Source organism: Micromonospora sp. NPDC023869, from assembly GCF_055559695.1.
The window spans coordinates 77507-101591 of record NZ_JBVHKD010000018.1; the positions used below are offsets into that span (position 1 = coordinate 77507).

General features: G+C 70.6%; 23 protein-coding genes. 10 read left to right on the forward strand and 13 right to left on the reverse strand.

The genetic code is table 11. The features are described 5' to 3' along the window. Positions 1-38: 38 nt before the first annotated feature. From ACZ31C_RS30940 to ACZ31C_RS30960, 5 genes are all read right to left on the reverse strand, one after another. Complete coding sequence (locus ACZ31C_RS30940) at positions 39-563, reverse strand: RBBP9/YdeN family alpha/beta hydrolase (protein ID WP_465798297.1); 525 nt, start codon at positions 561-563, stop codon at positions 39-41. A gap of 100 nt (positions 564-663) precedes the next feature. Then, positions 664-1428: an urease accessory protein UreH domain-containing protein gene (locus ACZ31C_RS30945; RefSeq protein ID WP_465798298.1), complete on the reverse strand. Its 765-nt coding sequence runs from the start codon at positions 1426-1428 to the stop codon at positions 664-666. Continuing rightward, positions 1425-2078 (reverse strand): hypothetical protein, encoded by a 654-nt coding sequence (locus tag ACZ31C_RS30950; protein WP_465798299.1) that lies wholly within the window; start codon positions 2076-2078, stop codon positions 1425-1427. The genes ACZ31C_RS30945 and ACZ31C_RS30950 overlap by 4 nt, the downstream gene beginning before the upstream one ends. Before the next feature lie 64 nt (positions 2079-2142). Continuing rightward, on the reverse strand, positions 2143-2775 hold the full coding sequence (locus ACZ31C_RS30955) for a hypothetical protein (protein ID WP_465798300.1): 633 nt from the start codon (positions 2773-2775) through the stop codon (positions 2143-2145). A gap of 105 nt (positions 2776-2880) precedes the next feature. Further along, the gene (locus ACZ31C_RS30960) at positions 2881-4845 is read right to left on the reverse strand and encodes a purple acid phosphatase family protein (RefSeq protein WP_465798301.1); all 1965 of its coding nucleotides are present in this window, start codon (positions 4843-4845) and stop codon (positions 2881-2883) included. A 225-nt stretch (positions 4846-5070) separates the two neighbouring features. On the opposite strand from ACZ31C_RS30960, the gene ACZ31C_RS30965 reads away from it, so the two are divergent. Continuing rightward, positions 5071-5595 (forward strand): hypothetical protein, encoded by a 525-nt coding sequence (locus ACZ31C_RS30965; protein WP_465798302.1) that lies wholly within the window; start codon positions 5071-5073, stop codon positions 5593-5595. Here the strand turns inward: ACZ31C_RS30965 and ACZ31C_RS30970 are convergent. Next, positions 5547-6179, reverse strand: a complete 633-nt coding sequence (locus ACZ31C_RS30970) for a TOPRIM nucleotidyl transferase/hydrolase domain-containing protein (RefSeq protein WP_465798303.1) — start codon at positions 6177-6179, stop codon at positions 5547-5549. The two genes, ACZ31C_RS30965 and ACZ31C_RS30970, sit on opposite strands and share 49 nt — an antisense overlap. 80 nt (positions 6180-6259) lie before the next feature. Further along, complete coding sequence (locus ACZ31C_RS30975) at positions 6260-6532, reverse strand: helix-turn-helix domain-containing protein (protein WP_350699075.1); 273 nt, start codon at positions 6530-6532, stop codon at positions 6260-6262. 81 nt (positions 6533-6613) lie between these two features. On the opposite strand from ACZ31C_RS30975, the gene map reads away from it, so the two are divergent. After that, the gene (gene map, locus ACZ31C_RS30980; RefSeq protein WP_465798304.1) at positions 6614-7381 is read left to right on the forward strand and encodes a type I methionyl aminopeptidase; all 768 of its coding nucleotides are present in this window, start codon (positions 6614-6616) and stop codon (positions 7379-7381) included. A 20-nt stretch (positions 7382-7401) separates the two neighbouring features. Here the strand turns inward: map and ACZ31C_RS30985 are convergent, their stop codons facing one another. Then, on the reverse strand, positions 7402-8031 hold the full coding sequence (locus ACZ31C_RS30985) for a nucleotidyltransferase family protein (RefSeq protein WP_465798305.1): 630 nt from the start codon (positions 8029-8031) through the stop codon (positions 7402-7404). A 407-nt stretch (positions 8032-8438) separates the two neighbouring features. Between ACZ31C_RS30985 and ACZ31C_RS30990 the strand changes: the two genes are divergently transcribed. Next, positions 8439-9560 carry a M14 family zinc carboxypeptidase gene (locus ACZ31C_RS30990; protein ID WP_465798306.1) on the forward strand — a complete coding sequence of 374 codons (1122 nt, stop codon included), beginning with the start codon at positions 8439-8441 and terminating at the stop codon, positions 9558-9560. A gap of 94 nt (positions 9561-9654) precedes the next feature. On the opposite strand, the gene ACZ31C_RS30995 is transcribed toward ACZ31C_RS30990, so the two are convergent. Further along, on the reverse strand, positions 9655-11277 hold the full coding sequence (locus ACZ31C_RS30995) for a hypothetical protein (protein WP_465798307.1): 1623 nt from the start codon (positions 11275-11277) through the stop codon (positions 9655-9657). A gap of 103 nt (positions 11278-11380) precedes the next feature. Further along, entirely contained in the window at positions 11381-12073 is a 693-nt protein-coding gene (locus tag ACZ31C_RS31000; protein ID WP_465798308.1) for a TetR/AcrR family transcriptional regulator, read from the reverse strand. Between the two features lie 110 nt (positions 12074-12183). Between ACZ31C_RS31000 and ACZ31C_RS31005 the strand changes: the two genes are divergently transcribed. Together ACZ31C_RS31005 and ACZ31C_RS31010 are read left to right on the forward strand one after the other, a co-directional pair. After that, positions 12184-13140: an NAD-dependent epimerase/dehydratase family protein gene (locus tag ACZ31C_RS31005; protein ID WP_465798309.1), complete on the forward strand. Its 957-nt coding sequence runs from the start codon at positions 12184-12186 to the stop codon at positions 13138-13140. 21 nt (positions 13141-13161) lie between these two features. Further along, complete coding sequence (locus ACZ31C_RS31010; protein WP_465798310.1) at positions 13162-13770, forward strand: ABC transporter permease; 609 nt, start codon at positions 13162-13164, stop codon at positions 13768-13770. A gap of 81 nt (positions 13771-13851) precedes the next feature. Here the strand turns inward: ACZ31C_RS31010 and ACZ31C_RS31015 are convergent, their stop codons facing one another. Continuing rightward, on the reverse strand, positions 13852-15057 hold the full coding sequence (locus ACZ31C_RS31015; protein ID WP_465798311.1) for an acyltransferase family protein: 1206 nt from the start codon (positions 15055-15057) through the stop codon (positions 13852-13854). A 556-nt stretch (positions 15058-15613) separates the two neighbouring features. Then, on the reverse strand, positions 15614-17734 hold the full coding sequence (locus ACZ31C_RS31020) for an acyltransferase family protein (protein ID WP_465798312.1): 2121 nt from the start codon (positions 17732-17734) through the stop codon (positions 15614-15616). Between the two features lie 157 nt (positions 17735-17891). On the opposite strand from ACZ31C_RS31020, the gene ACZ31C_RS31025 reads away from it, so the two are divergent. The 4 genes from ACZ31C_RS31025 to ACZ31C_RS31040 all read left to right on the forward strand — a co-directional run bounded on the left by ACZ31C_RS31025 (position 17892) and on the right by ACZ31C_RS31040 (position 21012). Further along, positions 17892-18398 carry a toxin-antitoxin system HicB family antitoxin gene (locus ACZ31C_RS31025; protein WP_465798313.1) on the forward strand — a complete coding sequence of 169 codons (507 nt, stop codon included), beginning with the start codon at positions 17892-17894 and terminating at the stop codon, positions 18396-18398. Between the two features lie 75 nt (positions 18399-18473). Further along, positions 18474-19340 (forward strand): DUF4097 family beta strand repeat-containing protein, encoded by an 867-nt coding sequence (locus ACZ31C_RS31030; protein ID WP_465798314.1) that lies wholly within the window; start codon positions 18474-18476, stop codon positions 19338-19340. Beyond that, positions 19337-20221, forward strand: a complete 885-nt coding sequence (locus ACZ31C_RS31035) for an ABC transporter ATP-binding protein (protein ID WP_465798315.1) — start codon at positions 19337-19339, stop codon at positions 20219-20221. The genes ACZ31C_RS31030 and ACZ31C_RS31035 overlap by 4 nt, the downstream gene beginning before the upstream one ends. Continuing rightward, positions 20218-21012: an ABC transporter permease gene (locus ACZ31C_RS31040; protein WP_465798316.1), complete on the forward strand. Its 795-nt coding sequence runs from the start codon at positions 20218-20220 to the stop codon at positions 21010-21012. The genes ACZ31C_RS31035 and ACZ31C_RS31040 overlap by 4 nt, the downstream gene beginning before the upstream one ends. A gap of 84 nt (positions 21013-21096) precedes the next feature. Here the strand turns inward: ACZ31C_RS31040 and ACZ31C_RS31045 are convergent, their stop codons facing one another. Continuing rightward, the gene (locus ACZ31C_RS31045; RefSeq protein ID WP_465798317.1) at positions 21097-22113 is read right to left on the reverse strand and encodes a TerC/Alx family metal homeostasis membrane protein; all 1017 of its coding nucleotides are present in this window, start codon (positions 22111-22113) and stop codon (positions 21097-21099) included. A gap of 458 nt (positions 22114-22571) precedes the next feature. On the opposite strand from ACZ31C_RS31045, the gene mgtE reads away from it, so the two are divergent. Beyond that, a complete protein-coding gene (mgtE, locus tag ACZ31C_RS31050; protein ID WP_396748958.1) occupies positions 22572-23900 on the forward strand; it encodes a magnesium transporter in 1329 nt (442 codons plus the stop codon). The last annotated feature ends 185 nt before the right edge of the window (positions 23901-24085 follow it).

The following is a 24085-nucleotide window of genomic DNA, read 5'->3' on the forward strand; positions in this document are numbered from 1 at the left end:
CGCATTATCGACCGGGTGCGATGGACGCGCAGCCCCGCTCAGCCGAGGCGGGCGATCAGCCGCTCCCCTTCGGGCCAGGGGCCGAACCCGGCCGCACTGTCGAGGTGTCCGACCTCACCCGCGTCGACCAGTTCCGCGCCCCAGTCCTCGGCGTACTCGGTGAACTGGGCGAAGGTGGTGTACGGGTCGGTCCGGCTGGCGACCAGGACGGTCGGGAACGGCAACGGGGTGCGGGGCACGATCCAGGGCAGGTCCCCCGGCTCGTCCGGCTCGTACCCGTCGATGACCGGCGGGGTGACCAGCAGCGCGCCGACGATCGGTCCGGGGTGCCCGGCCGCCCACACGACGGTGCTGACGCATCCGGCGCTGTGCGCGACGAGCACGGCCGGCTCGGTCGAGGCGTGCACGGCCTCGTGCAGCGCCGCCACCCGGTCCCGCAGGACCAGCGGCGGGCCGGGCGGCTCGGGTGCCCATCGGTAGTCCGGGTGCCGGCCGGCGAGCCAGTTCATCCAGTGCTCGGGTCGCGGCGTTCCTCGTCCGGGCACGAGCAGGTGTCGGGTCACCCGGCCGACGGTAATCGCACGCACCCGTCCCGTCAGTCCTGTTTCGACGGACGGTCAGGCGGCTAACGCCGAGACGAACGGCGAAGACCGAGACAGACGCTCAGGCGGCGAGGGCCGAGACGGCTGCGGCCACGTAGAGGCATCCGCCGAGGCAGACCGCCGCACCGGCGATCGCCGGCATCCAGGCCGCCAAACCGGCCACCAGCGCACCTCGGCCGGCTCGCCCCGCGAGCAGCGCCTGCCCCCGGATGGTGAGTACGCCGACGCCGGTGAGGGTCAGCGCCATCCCGACGCCGAACCCGAGCACGATCACCACCGCGCCCACGGAGCGGCCGGTCAGCAGGCCGCTGACCAGGATCAGGAAGGCCGACGGCGAGGGCAGCAGCCCACCGGAGAGCCCGAGCGCGATCAGCCCGCGCCGGGACCACGGGTCGACCGGGACGTCGTGGTGATGGTGGTGGCCGTCGTCGCCGTGGTGGTGGTGATGGTGGTGGCCCCGCTTGGTGAGGTGACGTCGGATCAGGTGCGCGCCGACACCGATCACCACGATCCCGGCCACCACCTGGAGCACGGCGGTGATCGTCCTGGTGCCGAGGTCGGCCACGCCGCTCAACCCGGTCCAGACCAGCGCCAGCACCAGGACGGAGAAGGTGTGCATCACCGCGACGATGACGCCGAGCCGAAGCGCGTCCCGGTAGCGGCCGTGCGTACCGACCAGGTACGCGGCGGTGATGCTCTTGCCGTGTCCGGGTGCCACCGCGTGCGCGGCGCCGACACCGACCGCCACGACCAGGGCGACCCAGAACAGGGCCGCGTTGTCGAACAGGGCGATCAGGCGCTCGTCGAGCCCGTTGAGGTCGTTCATGCCGTACTCCGGTTACGTCGTCGGGTCAGGGCAACGAGCAGCGCACCGAGCCCACCGGCGGCGACCACGCCGACGGCCAGCGCGGCGGCCGGGGCGGATCCGCCGCCCGAGCGGGTGAAGTCGACGCGGTGGGTGCCGACCGCGCCGGTGAACAGTGCCTCGGCCGGTGTCGCCGACTCTGCGCGCAGCACCGTGCGGTACGCCTGGTTGAGGTCGGTGAGCGCGGTCACCGTGATGTCGAGCGCGGTGATCGGGGCCGGACACTCGAAGCGCAGCCGGGCTCCCTGGGCGAGCAGGGCGTCCAGCGGCTGGAGTTCCCCACGGCAGGGTCGGCCCTGCTGGCTGACGGTGATCCGCTCGCGCAGGTAGTCCTGGACGGCGGTGGAGTCGCGGAGCTTCTGCTCGCCGGTCACCTGGGTGGCGACCGGGCCGGTGCTGGGGTCCTCGAACGCGCCGAGCGACTGGCCGAGCGCGACCCAGTCGTCCTCGGCGGGTTGCCAGGACAGGTCGACCCGGGAACCGTCCACGGCGACCTGGGCCGTCGTGGGCGGCCCGAAGGGATGGGCGGCGGCGGGCACGCCGCCACCGGTGGTGACGGCCAGGGCCGCCGTGCCGGCGAGCAGCGCGCCCGTGATGTTGCGGTGATTCATGGTTCTCTCCGGAACGCGCCGGGCCGTGGGGGTCCGACCGCGCGTCCCCCACGGCCCACGGCGGTCATTCGAACAGGGACAGGGTCAACGTCGAGGTGTACGCACCGGCGGCGACATCCGCCGGCGTGCGCAGGAACAGGTCCGCGTCGACCGAGTACGCCCCACCAGCGACGGCTCCGGAGTCGAACGTCGAGACCAGCAGCTCCTGGTCGGTGAGGCCGACGTTGTTGCCCGGCTGCGTCGGCTCGTCCAGGACGGTCACGACCTCTTCGCCCTCGCTGACCAGGCCGGTGTCCCCACCGTCGACCAGCCGCGGCTTCCAGCCCAGGTGCCCGGCACCGATCGGCTCCTGACCATCGGCCCCGGTGAAGTCCGTGGCGCTGCCCAGCACCGCCCACGCCGCGCCCGAGGGCACCTCGTCGGCGGTCCGGGTGTCGGTCACCGTCACCGTCGGCAGACCACCGACGAACTGACGCACCAGCAGCGTCGACCCGTCCTCGGTCAACGCCACCGAGTCGCCCGCGATCGACATGGCCAGCACGCCCGGCTCGACGATCTCCTCGATGTCGACCGTCACCGACACGTCGCCGCTGGTGCCGGGCTCGGCCAGCGCCGGTGACGCGAGCGCCACCGACCCGGCCAGCAGCGTGCCGGCGGCGACCGCCGCGAGCAGCCGCTCACGATTCCATGTGTTCATCCGTTACTCCGTCGATCTGTTGCGGAACTGATGGCTTCGCCGGACGGTTTCGTCCAGGCGGGAGACGGTGGCGACGCCGGGGAGGACGCCGCCACCGCAGGGGAACTAGTCGCAGCTCGCCGCGTCGAACGGCACCTCGACCCGCATCGTGACCGGGTCGCCGCCGACCGTTCCGGTGACCTTCACCGTGGCGGTGCCGGCCGGTACGGACCTGGCCCGGCTGGTGAACGCCTGGCTGGCGGACTTGCCGGGGGCGACGTCGGAGACCTTCCGCGAGCCGTACGGCGTCACCAGCTCGACGTCCAGCGGACCGGCGTCGGTGTTGCGGGCGGTGACCGAGACGTGCGCGGTGGTGCCGACGCAGTGGGCGCGGGCCTGCACGTCGACCTTCCAACCGGTCACCGCGATGGCCGGGCTGGTGATCTTCTGGTTCTTGCTGGTCAGAAACACCTCGTACGCGCTGCCCGCGTTGGCGCTGGCCGGCACGGTCAGCGGGTAGCTGATCCGGCCCAGCTCGTCGGCGGTCACGGTGGCGATGCGGTCCTCGTCCCGGCCGGTGTCACCGGTGCTGCCGGCCGGGCGCAGGTGGACGGCGACCTTCTCGGCCGGGTCGTAGCCGTACGCGGAGACGGCGACCGTGCCCTTCACGTCGACCGTGGTCTTGTCGACCGAGACCTGCTGGCCGACCGTGTTCTGCGGGGTACGTAGCTCGTTGACGGTCCGGTCACCCTGGTCGTTCTTGCGGATCAGGAACCCGTCGTGGTGCTGCCCGTTGGCATAGCGCGACTCGTAGCGCAGCGTGCCCTGCTCGACATCGATGAGCTGGTAGAGCTGGGTGTTCTGGCTGGTGCTGGTCACCTCGGCACCGTTGCCGGTCCAGTTCTGCCCGTTGTTGAGCTGGTACATCTTGCCGCCGGAGACGGACACCGCGTAGACCGTGCCGTCGTGCACGGCGGCGGAGCGGCGGTTCGTGGCCACGTTGCCCCGGCCGTACGAGTGGTCGTGGCCCTGGAGCACCAGGTCGACGCCGTACTTCTCGAACAGCGGACCCCACTGGTTGCGGACCTGGGCGTTGTTGCGGCTGCCGGTGGTCGAGTAGACGGGGTGGTGGAAGGTCACCACCGTCCACTTGTTCGGGTTGTCCTTGAGAACCCCCTCCAGCCAGGCGGTCTGCGCGGCCATCAGGGTGGCGTTGCTCTGGTGGTTGGAGTCCAGGGCGATGAAGCGCACGCCCTGGTAGTCGAGGGAGTAGACGGTCTGCTTGAGCTCCGGGTTGCCCGGCCCGTTGTCCGGGTACGGGAACTGCGGTCGCCAGAACTGCGACAGGCCGCCGCTGTACTCGTGGTTACCCGGGACCGAGATGTTGTTGATCTGGCCGTCGATGAAGCCGCTGGCCTTGTACCACTGGCCCCACTGCTCCTCGCTGTTGGCGTGGTCGATGAGGTCACCGGCGTTGACGATCGCCTTGGCCTTCGGCCGGTCGGCGAACGCCTGCCGGAAGACCCGGGGCACGGCCGAGTCGATGTAGTTCTGGGCGTCGCCGTAGTAGATGAACGAGAACGGCGCGAAGTCGGCGGCGGCGGTGGTGAAGTCGATCCACTCGCTCCAGTTGCTGCCGTCGCCGACCCGGTAGGTGTACCGGGTGTTCGGCGTGAGGCCGGTGAACTCGACGGTGTGGTAGGTCGAGGCGTACCCGAGCGAGGTGTTGACCGCCGTGCTGGACAGCGCGGAGAGGCGGGTCACCGCGCCGGTGGGCGGTACGACGTCACCCAGGGCGCGGGGTGCTTCGAGGATCTCGGCGCGGGCCCACTCGGCCGGCGCCTCGGCCCGCCAAGTGACGCGCTGTGAGGTGGACGGTGTGGTGGTCGGCGTCAGGATGATGCGGTCGGGTACGGGCGAGGGCTTATGGATCTCGGCGGCGGGATGCTTGGCCGGCGGGGCGTCGCCGAAGGCGGCGGGGCTGATCGCCACACCACCGACGATCAGGGCAGCGGCACCGATCGCCACGATCTTGGTCCGGCGCGCACCGATGCGCCAGGGAGCCTTCTGGTCGGTCAAGACTCTGGTCACCCTTCAATGAGGAGGCGGACGGCGGCACCGGTGGTCGATCACCTGCCGGCACGCGCCGTCGTCATTCGCGCAGTCGTGCCCGACCGGACGGCAACAAGATCCTTTCGAGCGAGTGAACAGTCGCCCGTGATCCCGCCCTGACCAGCAACTGTTGGCCTGTCGGTCATCCGGTCGACACCGACGTACCGCCTGCGTTCAGGTCTTCTTCGTACGCTCGGCGGCGTTATGACCGATCAGCACACCGCCCCGCCGCCCCACCCCGACCGCACCGGCCGTCGACTGCGTGCCGGCGGCGCCCTGCTCTGCACTGCGGTCCTGCTCGGGGCCCTGGTCGGCAGTTCCGCCCCGGCCGCCGTGGTGGTCAAGGACGAACACTTCATCAGCGCGCAGACGCCGGGCGTCCTCGACATCGAGGGTGGCGAGTGCTTCGACGATCCGGTGCACCTGCCGGAGGCCGGCGGGGCGGTCGTCCGTTACCGGCCGTGCGCGCTGACGGCGGACAACCAGACGTACGGGTTCGTGCACGCCGACGACGACGCGGACTGGGCGCCGGCCGCGTTGGGCGAGTTCGCCTGGAGTGCCTGCCGGGACCTGTTCACCCGCACCTGGCCCGACGGGCAGGACCGGGACCTGCGCTTCTATCCGGTCCTGCCGACCGAGGAGACCTGGGCGGCCGGTGATCGAGACGTGATGTGCGTGGCCTACCGGCCCGGCGGCCGGTTGTCCGGCTCGATGCTGCCCATGTGGTGAGCGGAGACCGAGTCGAGCACCGCGTCCAGCGGGCGTGGCATCCGGTCGAGGTCGAGCGCCTGCACCATGAGCCGGGCGTACGCCTCCTTGCGGCCGGACCGGGTGCCGACGAACCGGTGCAGTTGGGCGGTCAACTCCCGTCCCTGCTGCGCCGGCTGTCGCTGGAACAGCCGGAAGGAACGCAGGTCCCCGACCGCGTCCAGGAACTCCTGCACCCCGTCGGTGCCGACGGCCCGGATCAACTCGTCCTCCAGATCCCGTACGCAGACGTGGAACCCGAGTTCGGCGATCCGGGCGGTGGAGGCGGCGGTGGCGATCCCGGCCCGGTCGAGCCCGCGCTGGACGAAGCCCTCCTCGGCAACGTCGTAGAGCCCGGCCAGCGGTAGGCCGCGCCCCTGCGGGCCGAGCAGGACCAGGTGGTGCCCGATGTTGGTGATACCACCCATCGGCAGCACTCGTACGCCCTCGGCGGCCAGGTCCCGACCGCGCCGGAGGGCGAGCGCCTGCACCGCCGCCTGGTCGCTGGCCCCCTCGACCAGGAGCACGGCGCGGGCGTCACCCAGGGCGTCGATCGGGATCCGCACCCCTCACCTCCTGGCCGGTCAGCACCATCATGCCGACCTGCCCCCGGGTGTCCCAGCGAGTTACCGCGGCGGCCGAGCGGTCAGGAGGCGAGTCGCCCGGTGGACGGGGTCGGCTCGGCGAGCCGGGTCGCCAGGTCGTCCAGCGAGAGCCCGAGCACCCGGGCCAGGGCGGCGACGGTGAAGTAGGCGGGCGAGGCGATCGCCCCGCGTTCGATCTTGCGCAGCGTGTCCAGCGAGATGCCGGCCTGGAGGGCGACGGCGGCGGCACTCCGACCGCCGCGCGCCTGCTGGAGCAGGCGCCCCAACGCCAGGCCGCGCGCCCGCTCGTCCTCGGTCATCGGGGTACGCACCATGGGCCTATAGTAATCCTGGTATTAAAATACCAGGGCCGGAGTGCACACCGCCCCGCCGGCACGAACGACGAAGAGGTAGAGATGGTCGAGTTGAAGACGCCGGACGAGATCGCCGTGATGCGCGAGGCCGGGCGGGTGGTGGCGACGGCGCTCGCCGCGACCCAGACGGCGGCCACGGTCGGCACGTCCCTGCGGGAGTTGGACGAGATCGCCGCCACGGTGATCAGCGAGTCCGGCGCGAAGCCCTCTTTCCTGCACTACCACCCCCGGTCGGCACCCAGCCCCTACCCGGCGGTCATCTGCACCTCGGTCAACGACGCCGTGGTGCACGGCATCCCCACGTCGTACCGGCTCGCCGAGGGGGACGTGCTGAGCGTCGACTGCGGCGCGTACATCGACGGGCTGCACGGCGACTCGGCGGTGACCTTCATCGTCGGCGCCGCCGACCCGGACGACCAGACGCTGGTCGACGAGACCCGCCGCGCCCTGCACGCCGGCATCGCCGCCGCCACGCCCGGCGCCCGGATGGGCGACATCGCCCACGCCATCGGCACCATCGGCCGGTCGCGGGGATTCGGCCTGATGGAGAACCACGGCGGCCACGGGATCGGCCGCGCCATGCACGAGGACCCGTTCGTGCCCAACGAGGGCAAGCCCGGCCGGGGTCTGCGGCTCAGGCCGGGGCTGGTCCTCGCGCTCGAACCGATGTTCCTCGCCGGTGGTGACGACAGGTACCGGGTGGACCGGGACGGCTGGACGCTGCGGTCCGCCGACGGCAGCCGGGCCGCGCACTGGGAGCACACCATCGCGATCACCGAGGACGGGCCGGTGATCCTCACCGCTCGCTGAGACCGGCACCCGCAGACACGTCAGGCGCTCGCCGCCTCCCCGGCGGCGAGGAACCTGGCCCGGTCGGCCTCGGTGTCGATGTCACCGCCGTCGGCCACGTCGGCGACCGGTACGACCCGGATCTGCTCGGCACGTTCGCGCAGGTAGGGACGGGCGCCCACGTCACCGACAGCCGAGGCGGCGACACCCGCCCAGTGCGCCCGGCCGAGCAGGACCGGGTGACCGCGACCGGTGTGGTAGCCCGCCATCGCGAGCACCTGCGGGGCGGCGAGACCGACGAGCCGGCGCACCGCCTCGGGGGTGACGCCCGGCATGTCGACCAGGAGCACCAGCGCGGCCACCGCCGAGGTAGGCGCCAGCGCGGCGAGACCGGCGCGCAGGGACGACCCCATCCCGCCGGCCCACTCCGGATTGACGGCCACCGTTGCTGCGGCCAGATCGGCGCGGGCGGCGACCGACTCCGCGTCGGCACCGAGCACCACGGTCACCGAATCGCAGCCACCGGCCGCCAGGGTGGCCACCGCACGTTCCACGAGCAGCCGGCCGTTCACCTCCACCAGCGCCTTGGGCCGCCCGTACCGGCGGCCCGCGCCGGCCGCGAGCACCAGCCCGGCGACCGGCGAGCCGGACCCGGCACGTGTCGAATCCACCCCTGGACGTTAACACCGGGCAGCCGAGAACTCAGCGCCACCATTGCACGGTGGACCGATTTTGAATAGTGCCGGCGACAGCCGCCGCAGCTCGATCGACCACCGCGAACCTCAAAGTTTCCTCAAACACGCTGGTCGACACCGATGCACATTAACCAACGCCTTTAGTTTTGCCTCATCCGATCGACGGATTCACGCCACCGAACGCCTGCCAGCAGGCGATACGTGGCCGCAGAGGACAGCGAAAATGAGGTGGGAGCCGCCCGAAAAACACCCGGATCGACGCACCGCGCAGCCGAATTCATACAGATGTAGGAGGTCTGATGCACCGTCGCCTTTTGGTGTCGACAACTGTCGCAACAATGTGTGCCGTAACCCTGTTTGCGCCGTCCTCGTCAGCGGAGAACGTGAACGCGAACTGCGGCAATCTTCCCGGCAACCGATCCGCCTCCGGGTGGACCGACTACGCACAACTCGGCAAGCAGCTCGCCCAGATCGAGGCGACCAGCAACGGCCGGGTCGCCGTGGACGTCATCGGCCAGTCCCACCGGGGCCGGGACATCTACACCGCCCGCGTCGGCACCGGTGACCGCGTACTGCTGATCACGAGCGAGATCCACGGCAACGAGAAGACCGGCACCGAGGCGCTGCTGCAGATGCTCAAGACCCTCGGGTCCAGCGGGAGCCCGCAGGCCAAGGCGATCCGGGACAACCTGACCATCGTCGCCGTTCCGAAGTTCAACCCCGACGGTGCGGAGCTGAACCGTCGGCAGAACGACTTCCCGTGGAACGAGGTGGTCGAGAAGTTCCCGCAGTTGGCCGGCACCAACGCGCCGTACTACTACAGCAACGGTGCGCAGGGCTTCGACGTCAACCGGGACTTCAGCGCGGACCTGACCGCCGAGCCCTCGCCCGCGACGCGGCCGTCCAACGAGACGCTGCCCGGCATGTACCTGACCAACGAGTCCCGGGCACTGCGTGACCTCTACGTCAACCTGCGCGACGAGTTCGGCAAGGTCCACGCCTACGTGGACCTACACCACATGGGCCCGTGCAACGAGAACATCGGGACCGACCAGTACGTCACGGTGGCGCTGGACTTCCCGCCGCTCGGCTCGGAGGCCGCCGGCAACCCGAGGTACGCCGACTGGCCGCTGCTCGACCAGGACGCCTCCCGCCGGCACACGCTGGCCGCTGCGCTCGGCATGATGCAGCACGCGGGCAACGGCTCCGGCACCGGCTCGCCGTTCTTCGGTGGGGTCAGCCAGTACGTCCACTACCAGGTCGCGGACGGCTACAGCTTCGACCGTGACTACGCCGGGCAGGCCCGGTCGGCGTTCGCCCTCATCGGCAGCGCGAGCGTCCTGTTCGAGGTACGCGGCCAGTCCCACGCCTGGGGCCAGAAGCAGAAGGGTCAGCTGACCAAGGCCGTCGAGGCCGGCATCTTCGGCATCGCCGAGCGGATGGCGGACCGGTCGGTCGACAACCTGAACGGTGACGACTTCTACGAGCTGCCGAAGTACTGGTAGGCAGCACCACAGGTGACCGGGCGCATCCGGTCACCGAGCGGGCCCCCTTCCCCGGGCGGGAAGGGGGCCCGTCGTCGTCGTGACGGTGGCCGGATCAGCCGATCGCGTACGCCCGGATGATCGTCACGTCGGTGTAGCCGCCGACGGTGTCGGTGACCCGCGCCCGCAACGAGACCGCGCCGGACGTCGGGTTGCCCACCTGGGCGGTCCACACGCCGTTGATCTTCTTGACCGACACCGAACGCCAGGTCTTGCCGCCGTCGAAGGACGCCTTGGCGGTGACCGTCTTCACCTTCGGGTTCTTGCCCAGCTTGGCGTCCGGACCGGCCTTGGGCCGGCTCAGCTTCAACTGGACGTTCGTGCTGCCGCCGGCCTTGGCCCGGTTGTGCAGGTCGAGGCCGGCGGGCAGCATGGTGAGCGCGTACACGGGCGCGGTCACCGAGGTGTTCGGCTTCGCCTTGAACCGGTACGTGACGCTGGTCTTCGGCGACAGCATCCCGGCCGGGAAGGTGATCTCCGGGTAGTACCGGCTCGCGTCGTTGGTGAGCGTGTACCAGCCACTCTTCTTGACCTTGTACTCCAGGCTGGTCATTTCCGACTCCCAGCCCCTGTCCTTCTTGGTCTTGACCGTCTTGCCACCGAACTTCAGCGTCGCCGTCGCCTTGTCGCCGCCCTCGACGCTGTCCCGGGGGAAGCCGGGGTCGGCGAACATGTCGTTCAGCACGTACGACAGCCAGCCGTAGTTGACCTGCGGCAGCCGGGTGGACGGTCCCCAGGCGGACCGGAAGAACCGCAGCGTGTACGACTTGCCCGCGCTGACCGTACGAGGGACGAAGTAGTGCCCGACGACCGGTGCCGATCCGTCCTTGGCTTCGGTGTAGGCGTGTACCCCGACGTCCCACTTGCCCGCCGAGAGGCGGATCTTCGTCCGGTACGGCTGATCGGTGCTGACCAGGCCGGCGTACATGTTGCTGCCGCAGGAACGGTCGATCGGCTGCACCCCCAGGCTGCTGTAGTTCCCCGCCGACGGGCCGCGTCGGGTCTCCACGTCCACCGTGGCGAGCGAGGACTGCTTGAAGGTCCGGGTCGGGGTGCTCGGGACACTGGTCGTGGTGTACATGACCGCGTAGTCAGGGGACGCTCCGGCGTGGTCGACCCAGGACCGCATCGCGGCGAAGGCCAGCCGTTTCGAGGAGTTCGGGACGACGTACAGCCCACCGCCGGGGTCCCACCCGTCGACCGAGTAGGTCGCGGACGCGGAGCGGGTGCAGATCTGCCCGTTGGTCAGGATCTCCCGCCCGGCCGTGTCGATCGCCGGGCTGAGGCCGAGCGAGACCCGCTTGCCCTTGCGGGCGTCCACCGTGGTCTTGCTGGCGCCGGAGACCTTGACCGTGCGGGCACCGAGGGTCGAGGTCTCCCCGGTGCGGATCGAGGCGAGCACCGCGTAGGTGCCCTTCGGCAGCTTCTTGGCCTTGTTGGACTTGACCGAACGGCGCTCGTTGGTGGCGAGGTTGACCACGGTCGTGGTGACGGTGACCTTCTTGCCGTTGCGGTCCAGCGTGGTGACGGTCAGCGTGTTGGTCGCCGCGACCGCAGGCGCGCCGGCACCGAGCAGCAGCGCCGGCACCAGTGCCGACGCGACGGCGGCCCGGGCCAGGACGCGGGCACGCGAGGACGATCCGGGGCCGGAGGCGGCCCCGATGCGAGATGAGAACAATCCAGGAACTCCCGTGAGTGGAAGCCGATCCCGCAGTACGACAAGGCGGGAAAGCTGATGCTAGATGACATCCGCCGCCCGTACCGTCCCGTCCACAGTCGCGTCAGGGCAGGCCGATCAGGTCGGCCATCCGGCGCATCTGGTGGTCGAAGTACTCGTCCCGTGCGGTGATCAGGCCGTCGAGCTGGCCGAAGAGTTCGAAGCTGACGGTGCCGAAGCAGTGGATCCAGCCGACGGAGCCTCGGGCCAGCAGGGTCTCGGGCAGTCCGGGGAAGAGGTGATCCCGCACGGCGGCGAGGTCGGCGTGCACCGGACCGGGCAGATCGTCCGGGCCGGGATCGGCCAGGACGCCGGTGGCGAAGCCGTCGAGCAGGATCCGGATCAGGGTGGTCGGGGTCCGGGACGCCGCCACGGTGGTCTCCTGCGGTGCGGCGTACCCGGGCACCGGACTACCGAACAGCAGGGCGTACTCGGCCGGGTGGGCCAGCGCCCAGCGGCGTACCGCGTGAGACACGGCGAGCCACCGGCCGCGCAGGTCGGTGCGGTCGGTGACCTCGGCGTCGGCCGCCTCGGCCGCGTCACCGAGGGCCTGGTAGCCGTCCAGGATCAGCGCGGTGAGCAGCTCGTCCCGGCTCGGGAAGTAGCGGTAGATCGCCGAGGAGACCATCCCCATGTCCCGGGCGACGGCACGCAGCGACAGGTTCGCCCCCTCCGCGGCGAGGTGGCGGCGGGCGATCGCCTTGATCTCGTTGATCATCTCGGCTCGGGCCCTGGCCCGGATGGCAGCGGCAGGCATACCGGAGAGTGTCGCACACATTCGAGAGCACTGCTCTTGACGAAAGGCGCCCTCGTGCATGAGCATTGGTCTCAACAGAGAGCACTGCTCTCAAACGAGGGGAGACTTCGATGGCCGTTCACCTGATCGTCGGCGCCGGCATGGTCGGCTCGACCACCGCGCGACTGCTCGCCACGCGTGGTGAGCAGGTCCGGATCGTCAGCCGGTCCGGGCGGGGCCCGATCCACGCCCGGGTCGAGCGAATCGTCGCCGACGCCACCGACGCCGACCGGCTCAGCGAGCTCGCGCAGGGCGTCACCGCCGTCTACAACTGCCTCAATCCCGCCTACCACCGCTGGCTCACCGACTGGCCGCCGATGGCCGACGCGCTGCTCACCGCCGCCGAGCGGTCCGGCGCGCCGCTGGTGATCGCCGGCTGCCTCTACGGGTACGGCGAGGTCAGCGGGCCGATGACCGAGCAGACCCCGCTCGCCGCCACGCACCCCAAGCTGCGGATGCGCGCCGACATGTGGCGCGACGCCCTCGCCGCCCAGCGTTCCGGTCGCCTCCGCGCGGTCACCGAGGTACGCGCCAGCGACTACCTCCAGGCACAGTCGATCCTCACCCTCTTCCTCGGTCAACCCCTGCTCGCCGGACGGCGCGCCGTCGTCCCCGCCCCGCTCGACGTACCGCACACCTGGACCTCGATCAACGACGTGGCGGCCATGCTGGTCACCGCCGCCACCGACGAGCGGGCCTGGAACCGTCCCTGGCACGTGCCGAGTGCGGCGCCGATGACGATCCGGCAGCTCGCCACCCGCTTCACCGAGCTGGCCGGAGTGCCCGCGCCGAGGCTCACCAGCGTTCCCGCGCCGGTCTTCCGGGCCGCCGGCCTGTTCGCCCCGATGCTGCGCGAGTTCCGGACCACGGCGTACCAGTTCACGCGGCCGTTCGTGCTCGACTCCTCAGCCGCCACCGCCGCGTTCGGCCTGCGCCCCCAGCCGATCGACGAGGGGCTGCGCGAGGCGATCGCGTTGCTGCGTGACGCACCGAGCAAGAGCGCCGCTGCCCCCCTCGCCGCTGCCTGACGACGACACCGGAGGTTCACCATGTCCACTCTCACCATCGCGCCCACCGTCGTCCTCGACAGCCGCAGCCGCAGCGTCCCCGGTCAGGTCGACAACCGCCTCGCGTACGCCGGCTTCGCCCTCGCCTACCTGCTCGGGCACGGTGCCGCCGCCGTGTCGTCCGGCAGCGACCCGCTGGTCGAACTACCCGGCTGGTTACCGATGGCCCTGCTCGCCACCGGTCTGGTGGGCGGCTCGGTCGCCGCCACCGTGGCCGCCGCCCGGGCCCAGCGAGGTGTCACCGGTCCCGAGGCCCTCACCGGCAGGCTGCTCGGTGCCGCCTGGGTCGTCGGTTTCACCGCGCTGTTCCTCGCCATCACCGGTCTGACCAGCGCCTTCGACCGGCCCGAGTTGCCGACCGTCCTCTGGCCCACCGGCTCGGCGTTCGTGGTCGGGCTGATCTACCTGGCCGAGGGAGCCGCCCGCCGTAACCTGCTGCACTATCTGCTCGGGAGCTGGCTCGCGTTGGTGGGCACGGCGGCGCTCTTCCTCGGTACGCCGGGCCCGTTCTGGGTCCTCGCCGTCGCCGGTGGTGGTGCGTACGTGCTCGCCACCGTCCTGGAGGGCCGTCGACTCGCCGCGCACCGATAGCTTGACCCCGCACACGGGAAACGGTGGTCCGAGGACCACCGTTTCTCGTTGCCGCCTACGTGGCCGAGGCCCTACCAAGGTTCACGAGACCGGCACCGTCTGCCGGGTCTCCGCGTCGCGGTCGACGCGCCTGCGGGCCCGCACGCTCTCGGTCTTGAATCGCAGGGCGGGACGTTCCACCAGGTGCCAGGAGGGTACGGCGAACACCAGGGTGCCGAGCAGGCTCAGCACGATGTAGCCGAACATCCCGAACTCGGCACCACCCACCAGGGCGAGGACCTGCTGCACCGGGAAGCCGTAGATGTAGAGGCCGTAGGTGTAGTCGTGCCGTCGGCTGACCCTGGACAGTCGCTTCGGCAGCGCCACTGCGGCGTACAGCACCAGGTAGGCGAAGGCCGGCAGGCCGACCGCGAAGAAGCCCCCCTTGAGCATCGAGCCGGTCAGCACGACACCGGCCACCAGCGCCCACACGCCGTTGACCGGGATGCGGTGCGCGTACAGACGGGCGGCCGTGCCGAGCAGGAACAGGAAGCCGAGCATCAGCGTCCAGTCGGCGGCGAAGGCACCGAGCAGCGGGAACGGCCCGATCGCGCCGTGCTGCGGCGGGCGTGAGGTGATGGTCGGCGCGTTGAGGAAGTCCCACAGGACCAGCGCGTAGCAGACGACCGTCAACAGCAGGACGGCACGCGGCGACCGGCGTAGCACTGCGGTCATCATCAGCAGGGCCACCACGCCGTAGAAGGCCAGGTCGTACCGGAGGGTCCAGAGCGAACCGTCGAACGCGCTCGGACCGCCGCCGAGCCGCCCGTACGGCGTGTCGGCCAGCAGGCCGGAGATCGGAAACTGCTCCATCGACGCGAGGACGTTCGTGGTGACGTAGTCGAACGGTCCCTCCGGGTGTCCCCAGAAGCCGTCGAGGTTGCCATTCTCGTAGAGGGCCACCAGCGGCGCGATGACGAAGGCCGTGACCAGCAGGCAGACCCACAGGCCGGGAAACACCCGCAGCAGGCGGGCGCGGATGTACTGCGGCAGGGACGAGCGCAACGCGCTGTCGGTGATGAGGAACCCGGAGATCAGGAAGAAGCCGTAGAGGGAGATCGTGCCGATGTCGCTCTGGCCCGCGAAGAGGCCCGTCCCGAGATTGCCCACACCGAATCCGATCGGCCCGGCATGGGCGATGATCACGCCGCACGCCATCGCCAGGCGCAGCGCGCCGAACGCGTTGTGCCGGGCCGAGTATCTGTCCTGCAGCGTCGGCGAGCGCCCTTCGTTGAACCACGCCTGCACGTGACGACTCCTTTGCGGATCAGATCCGAACGGAGGTCGAGTCGTCGTGCCGACCGCCGCAAGTGACCCATGCAGTATCGACATTTTTACGGCATTCATCACGACTTTGGCGATTTGTCCACTCTGCACGGGATGGCCAGGCGGCAGCGGACCCCACGACGGCCGCCAGCGGCGGCCGTGGCCGACTCGCACCACGACCGCCGCTGGGCAGATGTCCGAGCAGACCGTCGACAACCGTCCACAGTGCACCGACCCGGGCCGATGAACCGGCGCAGGCGCGGGTCACCTCTGGGCGGAGCCCCGAACGCGGCGTGGCGACCTCTGCGGCGCGTACCCGGATGCTGTCCGGAATCGGCCGGCTCGTGTCGTCTCCTCGGGTCACGAGGAGACGGCGAGATCGGAGGGTCGTCCTGTTGCACCCGGCCGGGTGCCGACCAGGTTCAGGACCGCCCGCGACGTTCGACTTCTCGTACGCGGGTCAGCATCACACCGCCGATACGGACAAGTAGGTCGAAATGCCCCAAGTAACCCGGAAGGCTGAATCCGCCATGCCGTCTCACGACAGGTGCCGCGCGGTGTGCCGGAGCAGGAAGTCGTCAAGTCGGGGCGCGAGACGGCGCGCGTACGTCGCGGTCAGATGGTGCGCGTCCCGATAGACGAGCACCCCGTCGACCACTGCGGGACAGCGCTCGCCCGGACAGATCGCGTCGTTGAGGTCGGCCAGATGCACCTGCGCCACGGCGGCCGCCGCCCGCTCCTGCGGTACGCCCCAGACGAGCGCGGGCTGGCGCGGCTGGGCGCAGGCGCTGAGCCGTTCCCGGTTGGCGGAGACGCACTCGGCCATGTCCACCCGGAACGCCGGAGTGGCTCGGATGACCACCAGCGGCACCCCCGCCCCGGTCAACTCGGACCAGGTCCGGGCGAGCGCCTCCGTCTGCGCGTCGGCCGTCGACGGGCCGGGTGCCGGAGTAGCGCCATCCACCAGCGGGATCTGGGTCACGCTGGAGGCGATCAGCAGCCGAGGTCGTCGCTCGCCGGTGAGCGCCGTCCGCAGTTCGCGGTTCCATTCCGTACAGCTCTCGTCGACCCGTCCGCCGACGACCGTCGGGGCGGTCATGAGCGAACAGGCGGTCTTGATGTAGGTGACCAGCCGCCAGCCACGTTCCGTCGCGACCTGCTGCAACGCCGGCACCCAGTGCGCCGCGTGCGAGTCGCCGGCAAGCGCGACCTCCACCAGCGAGTCACGGTCGCCGTAGACGCAGGTGCGCAGGCTCGACTCCTGCGCCTGCGTGATGCAGTCGTCCCGATAGACGTCGGGCAGGTCGTCGCGGGCGTGGAGCGGGTCGGGCGTGATCCGGGCGAACCGGTCCACCAGCGCCGGATCGCCGCCGGGCGACGCCAGGCCGGCACCGGCGAGCTGCGTGGGGCCCGGTGCGGCCGGTGGCCGTACCGCGAGGCTCAGGCCGACACCGGCCAGGACGGTCAGGCTGGTGGCGACCAGTCCCATCCGCAGGGTGCGGGCCGGGGAGAACTGCGCGTACCGGAACGGGTTCTCCACCAGGTAGTGGGTCAGCACCGCCGGGACCGCAGAGCAGAGGATCATCGCCAGGCCGGCGCCGGTCCCCAACGGGCCCCAGCGCGCCTCGGCGACGACCAGCAACGGCCAGTGCCAGAGATACCAGGAGTACGAGACGACTCCGACCGCCCGCATCGACCGCCTCTCCAGCAGCAGCGCGGGCCCGTACCGCCCGGCCCCGGGACCGGCCGCGATGATCGCCACCGCACCGAGGGTGGGCAGCAGCGCGAGGTGTCCCGGATAGGCCGCATCCGGCCCGATCAGCACCGCGCCGACGGCGATCATGGCCATGCCCGCCCAGCCGAGCGTGACCGCGGCCGGTCGGGGCAGCCGGGAGAGGTGGCCGCTCAGGATCGCCAGCGCACCGCCCAACGCCAGTTCCCACATCCGGGTGGTGGTGACGAGGTACGCCCGCGCCGGCTCGGTCTGGCTCAGGTGCACCGACCAGGCGAGCGACGGTAGGCCGACCAGGGCGATCGCGACGAGCACCGGCGCGGACGTCCGGTCGACGAAGAACCGTCGGCGGTGCCGACCACGGACGTCCACCGGCGATCGCGCCTCGACCGACTGCGCCCGTCGGCGACCGAGCGCCACGGCGGTCAGCAGGAGCAGCGGCCAGACCAGATAGAACTGCTCCTCGACAGCGAGCGACCAGAAGTGCTGGAGGATGCTCGGCGCCTCCTCCGACCGCAGGTAGTCGGTCGACTGCTCGACCAGCCGCCAGTTCATCGCGTAGGCCGCGCTGGCCAGGGCGTCCCGAGCGGTCTCGGACCACCGGATCGGCGGCAGGAAGAGGTACGTGAGCAGCATGCTCGCCACGACGACGACGCTGGCGGCGGGCAACAGTCGCTTGGCGCGCCGGACGTAGAACGCGGTGATGGAGATTCGGCCGGTCCGGCGCATCTCGTCGACGAGCAGGCCGGTGATCAGGAAGCCGGAGATCACGAAGAAGACGTCGACGGCGACGAAGAATCCCGGCAGCGCTGCCACTCCGGCATGCCCGACCAGCACCAGCACGAGCGCGAGACCGCGCAGCCCTTCGACGTCATCGCGGAACCGGCCCGTCAGGATCGTCCCGGCTCGTTCCCCTGTCCGTGTCATCTCCACCCCTCTCGGGGCGGAGCATAGAGGCAATAATGGGGCTTTTGACCGTTTTCAGGTACCCCTTCGACCCACATGCCCCACCAGTGGTTCCGCGTGGTGTCATGTGGTGTCAATTAGGCTTGGCCTGACACCACTCTGGCGCTATGGTGGTGTCATGAACCTGGAGCGATACGTCACGGAGCTGCGCGCACAGCTCGCGGCAACGGCGGAGACCGGCGATCCCGAGACACGAGCCGTTGCCGAACGGCTCAGTCTCACGCTCGATGCCGCGACCCGGTTGATGGTGCTCGAAGTGCTCAGCGACGCGGCGAGCGAGATCACCAGGGAGATCGCTCCGGGCTCGGTCGACGTGGTGTTCCGGGGACGCGATCCGCACCTGGTCGTGACTCCTCCGCCCGGCTCGGCGGAGGAGCACACCCCGGCCCCGGAGGATCCGCCCGCTCCCACACCGGATCCGCTCGACGACACCGTCACGTCCCGCACCACGCTCCGACTGCCCGACCGGCTGAAGGCCCGCGTCGAGCAGGCCGCGGCCGAGGAAGGGCTCTCGGTCAACTCCTGGCTCGTCCGGGCGATCGGCACCGCGCTCGAACCGAAGACCCGCCGTGCCGCGAAACGCGACACGCGAGGTGGCTCACGCTTCACCGGTTGGGCCCGCTAAGCCCCGCCGCACCCACTCTTCCTGTCGTCCCGCCGTCGGCGGGACCGATCCGGCGCGCCCTGTGGAGGTAGCACCATGCCCACCTACGACACCACCGGCCCGATCGACCTGGACGCCACACTCGGCGTCGGTCTGGTCGAACTGATCGCCTCGGACCGAGACGACGTCACCGTCGAGGTCGTACCCAGCCGGCCCGGCCGATCCGGCGACGTCTCGCTGGCCCGGGACGCCACGGTCTCGTTCGACGGTGGCCGGCTCCGGATCACCGTGCCGCGCCGGCTCAACCTCTTCGGTCAGAGCGACTCGGTGGACGTCCGGTGCGAGCTGCCCACCGGATCACGGGTGGCGGTCGAGAACGCCTACGGATCGGTCACCCTGCGCGGCAGGTTCGGCGACTCCCGCGTCATCGCGAAGTACGGCAACGTCAACGCCGACACCGTCGACGACCTCGTGCTCGAATCCCCGCACGGCACCATCGACGTCGCCCAGGTCACCGGCCGACTCGACGGCACGGTCGGCCACGGACTGGTGAACGTCCGGCGAGTCGGGGGCGAGGTCCGGCTGCGCGGCTCGCACGGCCCGATCGAGCTCGGCACCACCGGCGGATCGGTCACCGTGGCCACCTCCGGTGCGCTGACCATCGGCCGTGCCCTCGGCGACGTGACCGCGCGCAGTGCCCACGGCCCGGTCCGGATCCGCGAGGTGAGCGGCGGAAGCATCCGGATCGAGAACGGACACGCGGACGTGGAGGTCGGCGTACCGGCCGGGCTCGCCGCCTGGATCGACGCCTTCTCCGCGCACGGCCGCGTACGCAACGAACTCACCCCTGACGCCGACGCCGCGAACACCGGACGGCACGTGGAGTTGCGCCTGCGTGCCGACTACGCCGACGTCGTCATCCGCCGCGCCACCGACTCACCGGAACGGGAGGCCACCGCATGAGCAGCGCCATCACCGCCGTCGGGCTCCGTAAGACCTACGGCGACCGGACCGTCCTGGACGGCATCGACCTCACCGTCGAGGCCGGCACCGTGTTCGCCCTGCTGGGTCCGAACGGTGCCGGCAAGACCACCACCGTGCACATCCTCTCGACCCTCGTCGCCCCGGACGCCGGGACGGTCACCGTCGCCGGACACGACCTGGTAGGCGACCCCGACGGCGTACGCGCGGCGATCGGGCTGACCGGCCAGTTCGCCGCCGTGGACGGGCTGCTGACCGGGGAGGAGAACCTCCGGCTGATGGCGAGACTGCGGCACCTGGGCGCTCGCGCCGGCCGCCGTCGCGTGGACGAGTTGCTGGCCCGGTTCGATCTCGTCGAGGCCGCCCGGAAGCCTCTGCACACCTACTCGGGAGGCATGAAGCGACGGCTGGACCTGGCGATGACCCTGGTCGGCAGCCCAAAGGTGATCTTCCTCGACGAGCCGACGACCGGGCTCGACCCGCGCAGCCGGCAGACCATGTGGGAGATCGTCCGTGAACTGCTCGCCGACGGGGTGACCATCCTGCTCACCACCCAGTACCTCGAAGAGGCCGACCGGGTCGCCGATCGGGTCGCCGTCCTGCACGGCGGCCGGATGGTCGGCGAGGGCTCCCCGGCCGAGCTCAAGTCCCGCGTCGGCACCGAGGTCCTCGTGGTGCACGGGCCGGACGGCAAGGTCGTCCGGGAGATCCCCACCGACGGCACTGCCGACGGTCTCCGCCGGGCTCTGGCCGACATCGACGACGTCCGCTCCGGGAACGTCAGCGTGCGCGCCCCCAGCCTCGATGACGTGTTCTTCGCACTGACCACGACTCCGGCCGCCTCGACGAGGGAGCACCGATGAGCACCAGGACCACCGTCGCCGACTCGGTGACCATGCTCCACCGCAACCTGCTGCACATGATCCGCTATCCCGGGCTCACCGGGTTCGTCATCGGCATCCCGGTCGTCCTGCTGCTGTTGTTCGTCTACGTCCTCGGCAACACCCTCGGCGCCGGCCTACCGGCCGGCGGGACCGGCGGCGCGACCCGGACCTACCTCGCCTACGTCGTACCCGGCATCCTGCTCATCGGGGTCGCCGGCATCGCCTCCGGGGCCTCCATCGGCATCGCCCAGGACATGACCGAAGGCATCGTCGCCCGGTTCCGGTCCATGGCGATCTCGCGCGCCGCCGTACTCACCGGACACGTGCTCGGCAACACCGTGCAGGGCGTCCTCTGCCTCGCCGTGGTCCTCGGCGTCGCCGTGCTGATGGGCCTGCGGCCGACCGCCGGTCCCCTGGACTGGCTCGTCCTCACCGCGTTCCTCGCCCTGGTCTGCTTCGCGGTCTCCTGGGTGGCCATCGCCATGGGGATGAGCGCGAGCACGGTGGAGACCGCGAGCAACACCCCGATGATCTTCACCTTGCTGCCCTTCCTCGGCAGCGGCTTCGTCCCCACCGACTCCATGCCGGCGGGGGTGCGATGGTTCGCCGACTGGCAACCGTTCACGGCCTTCATCGAGACCACTCGCGCGTTGCTCGCCGGGGCGGATCCGGGGCGGGACGCCTGGCTGGCCCTCGTCTGGTGCGCCGTCATGATCGTCGTCGGCTACGCCTGGGCCCGCACCCTCTACCTGCGCAAGTCCGTCCGCTGATCGACACGGGCGGACCCGAGGATCTGGAACGCATGCCGTCGGGGCATGCGTTCCGGCCGTGGCGGACCGGCTGAGGGCGGCAGCTCACTGCCGTTCGGTGACGACCTCCTTGGAGCCCGGCACCACGTTGCGGGTGGCGCGCAGGCTGGTGATCGTCACGACCGTCAGCACACCGATGATGACCAGCAGGGACGCCAGCGTCGGGATCTCCGGCACACCCTCCCAGACGCCGTGCGCCCAGTGCAGGCCGAGCTTGACGCCGATGAAGGCCAGGATCACGGCCAGGCCGTAGCTGAGGTGGACCAGGCGGCTGAGTGCGGCGTGCAGCACGAAGTAGAGCGCCCGCAGGCCCAGCAGCGCGAAGGCGTTGGTGGCGAAGACCAGGTAGGGATCCTCGGTGATGCCGTAGACCGCCGGCACCGAGTCCACCGCGAAGACCGCATCCGTGGCGAAGACGGCCACCACCACCAGCGCCAGCGGAGTGAGAGCGCGGCGGCCGTCGACCCGCACGGTCATCTTGGTGCCGTGGTACTCGCGCACTACGGGCATGAACTTGCGCAGCAGTCGCACCGAGCGCATGTTGCCGATGTCGACCGACTGCTCGTGCCCGGTGAACGCGTCCCGCAGCAGCTTCGCGGCGGTGAACAACAGGATCAACGCGAAGATCAGGAACGCGAAGTCCAGCGTCTGCAACGCCGCCGCGCCCAACGCGATGAAGACGCTCCGCAGCACCAGCGCCCCGGCGATGCCGAACAGCAGCACCCGCTGCGCCAACTCGGTCGGCACCGCGAACGCCGCCAGCAGCAGCATGAAGACGAAGAGGTTGTCCACCGACAGCGACTTCTCGACCAGATAGCCGGTGAGGAAGTGGACGCCCTGCTCGGAGCCGAACTCGGACCACACCCAGGCACCGAAGATCAGCGGCAGCGCGATGTAGAAGGCCGACCAGCCCAACGCTTCCTTGAGCGACACCCGGTGCGGGCGATGGGTGACCGCGAAGTCGAGCACCAGCAGGGCCAGCACCCCGACGATGGTTACCGTCCAGAGCAACGGCGTGCCCACGGAGTGAAGTTCACCGGCTGAGTAAGACAATTCGGGCATGGGCCTTCCTCGAACACCGTGCATGTTCGAGGTCTCCTTCACCCACCGTTCGTGGGCAACCACCCGAGGCACACCCGGGGTGCGCCGTACTGACCGGTATGGTTCGTGGGAAGTACTCCCCTCGTACCGCCAAGGTTAGGACAGGCCGACCCCGGCCGCCAGGCGTCGGCGCGCGGCGCGTCGGCATGACGGCACCCCGCCCGCTCCACACGAGGTGGGCGACACCGGCCGGGGCGCGACCGTGGTGGAGATCACCGAGGGCGTCATCCCACGTCACCGACAGCGATCGCCCACCGGGGCGAACACGAACGCCGACGTCTTTCCACGCCGAGGCCGCACATCCGGCCGCCGATCGGTATGGCCTGGGCCACGCCGGGCGGATTGTCGGCGTACCCGGCATGCGTGCCGGGTAGCTACGGAACTTTGCACCGACCAGCGCCACCTGCGGAGGTGATCGGATGACCGGGACGTTGCAGCAGCTCGTCGACCGCAACGACCTCGAGATGATCCGTGGGTGGTTGGACAGCAGACCGCCGTACGAGATCGCCGACGAACTCGCCCGACTCGACGCGGTCGCCGCCGGGGTGCCGTTCCGGCTGCTCGACAAGGACCCGGCACTCGCCGTCTTCGAGGAACTGGACCCGGTGGACCAGCAGCGCATCCTGGTGGGGCTGCGCGACCAGGCGTTCCACGAGTTGGTCGAGGAGATGGACCCGGACGACCGGGCCCGCATGCTCACCGAGGCGCCGGCCAAGGTCGCCCGGCGCGTCCTGGCCGGGCTGTCGCCGCGCGAGCGACAGATGACCGCCGAGCTGCTCGGCTATCCGCCCGGCTCGGTCGGGCAGATCATGACGCCGGAGGCGGTCGCGCTGCCCCGGCAGGTGACTGCCGCCCAGGCGCTCGACGTGGTGCGGCGCAAGGGCGCCGAGGCAGAGACCGTGTACGTGTTGCCGGTGGTCGACCCGGGCCGCCGCCTGGTCGGCGTGGTGGAGTTGCGGGACCTGGTGCTGAGCGCCGCCGACGTGCCGGTAGCCGATCTGGTCGACACCCACGTCTTCCGGGCCCGCGCCACCGACCCCGCCGAGGAGGCCGCCCGCCTGATGCGGGAGACCAACACCATCGCCCTGCCGGTGGTGGACAGCGAGGACCGACTCGTCGGCCTGCTCACCATCGACGACGCGATGGAGATCATCGAGGCGGCGGACACCGAGGACGTGGCCCGTCAGGCCGGTACCGCGCCCTGGCCCGGTCACTACATGGCGGTGAGCGTATGGCGGTTGGCCCGCTCCCGGGCGCCCTGGTTGCTGCTGCTCATCGTCGCCTCGGTGCTCACCGTCAACGTGCTCCAGGCGTTCGAGGCCACGCTGTCGCAGGTGACCGCGCTGGCCCTGTTCATCCCGCTGCTCGTGGGCACCGGCGGGAACGCGGGTGCACAGGCCACCACCTCCGCCGTACGCGCTCTCGCGCTGGGCGAGTTGCGCGGCTCGGACCTGCCGGCGGTGATCTGGCGGGAGTCCCGGGTCGGTCTGCTGCTCGGCGCGTTGCTGGCAGCGGTCGGCCTGGTCGTCGGCGTGGTCGTGGTCGGCGGTGAGATCGCCCTGGTCGTCGGCGTCTCGCTGGTGATCATCTGCGCCTGGGCCGCCACCGTCGGCGCCACCATGCCGGTGCTGGCCAAGCGGCTCCGTATCGACCCGGCGGTCGTCTCCGCGCCGATGGTGACCACGCTCGTCGACGCCACCGGACTGATCATCTATTTCGGCGTCGCGCACGTCGTGCTGACGTTCTGACCTGACCCTGATCGCGCCGGCAGCCGTGCACCCGACGGGCCGGTCGTAGGCCCGTCGGGTGCGTGGTGGTGGCTCAGCGTTGCAGGGTGATCAGCGTTGCAGGGTGAGTAGTCCGGGGCGGTAGGGCAGGAGGCCGTAGTCGCCGCCGGAGTTGGGTGAGCGGCCTTGGTAGAGGAACTGGAGGT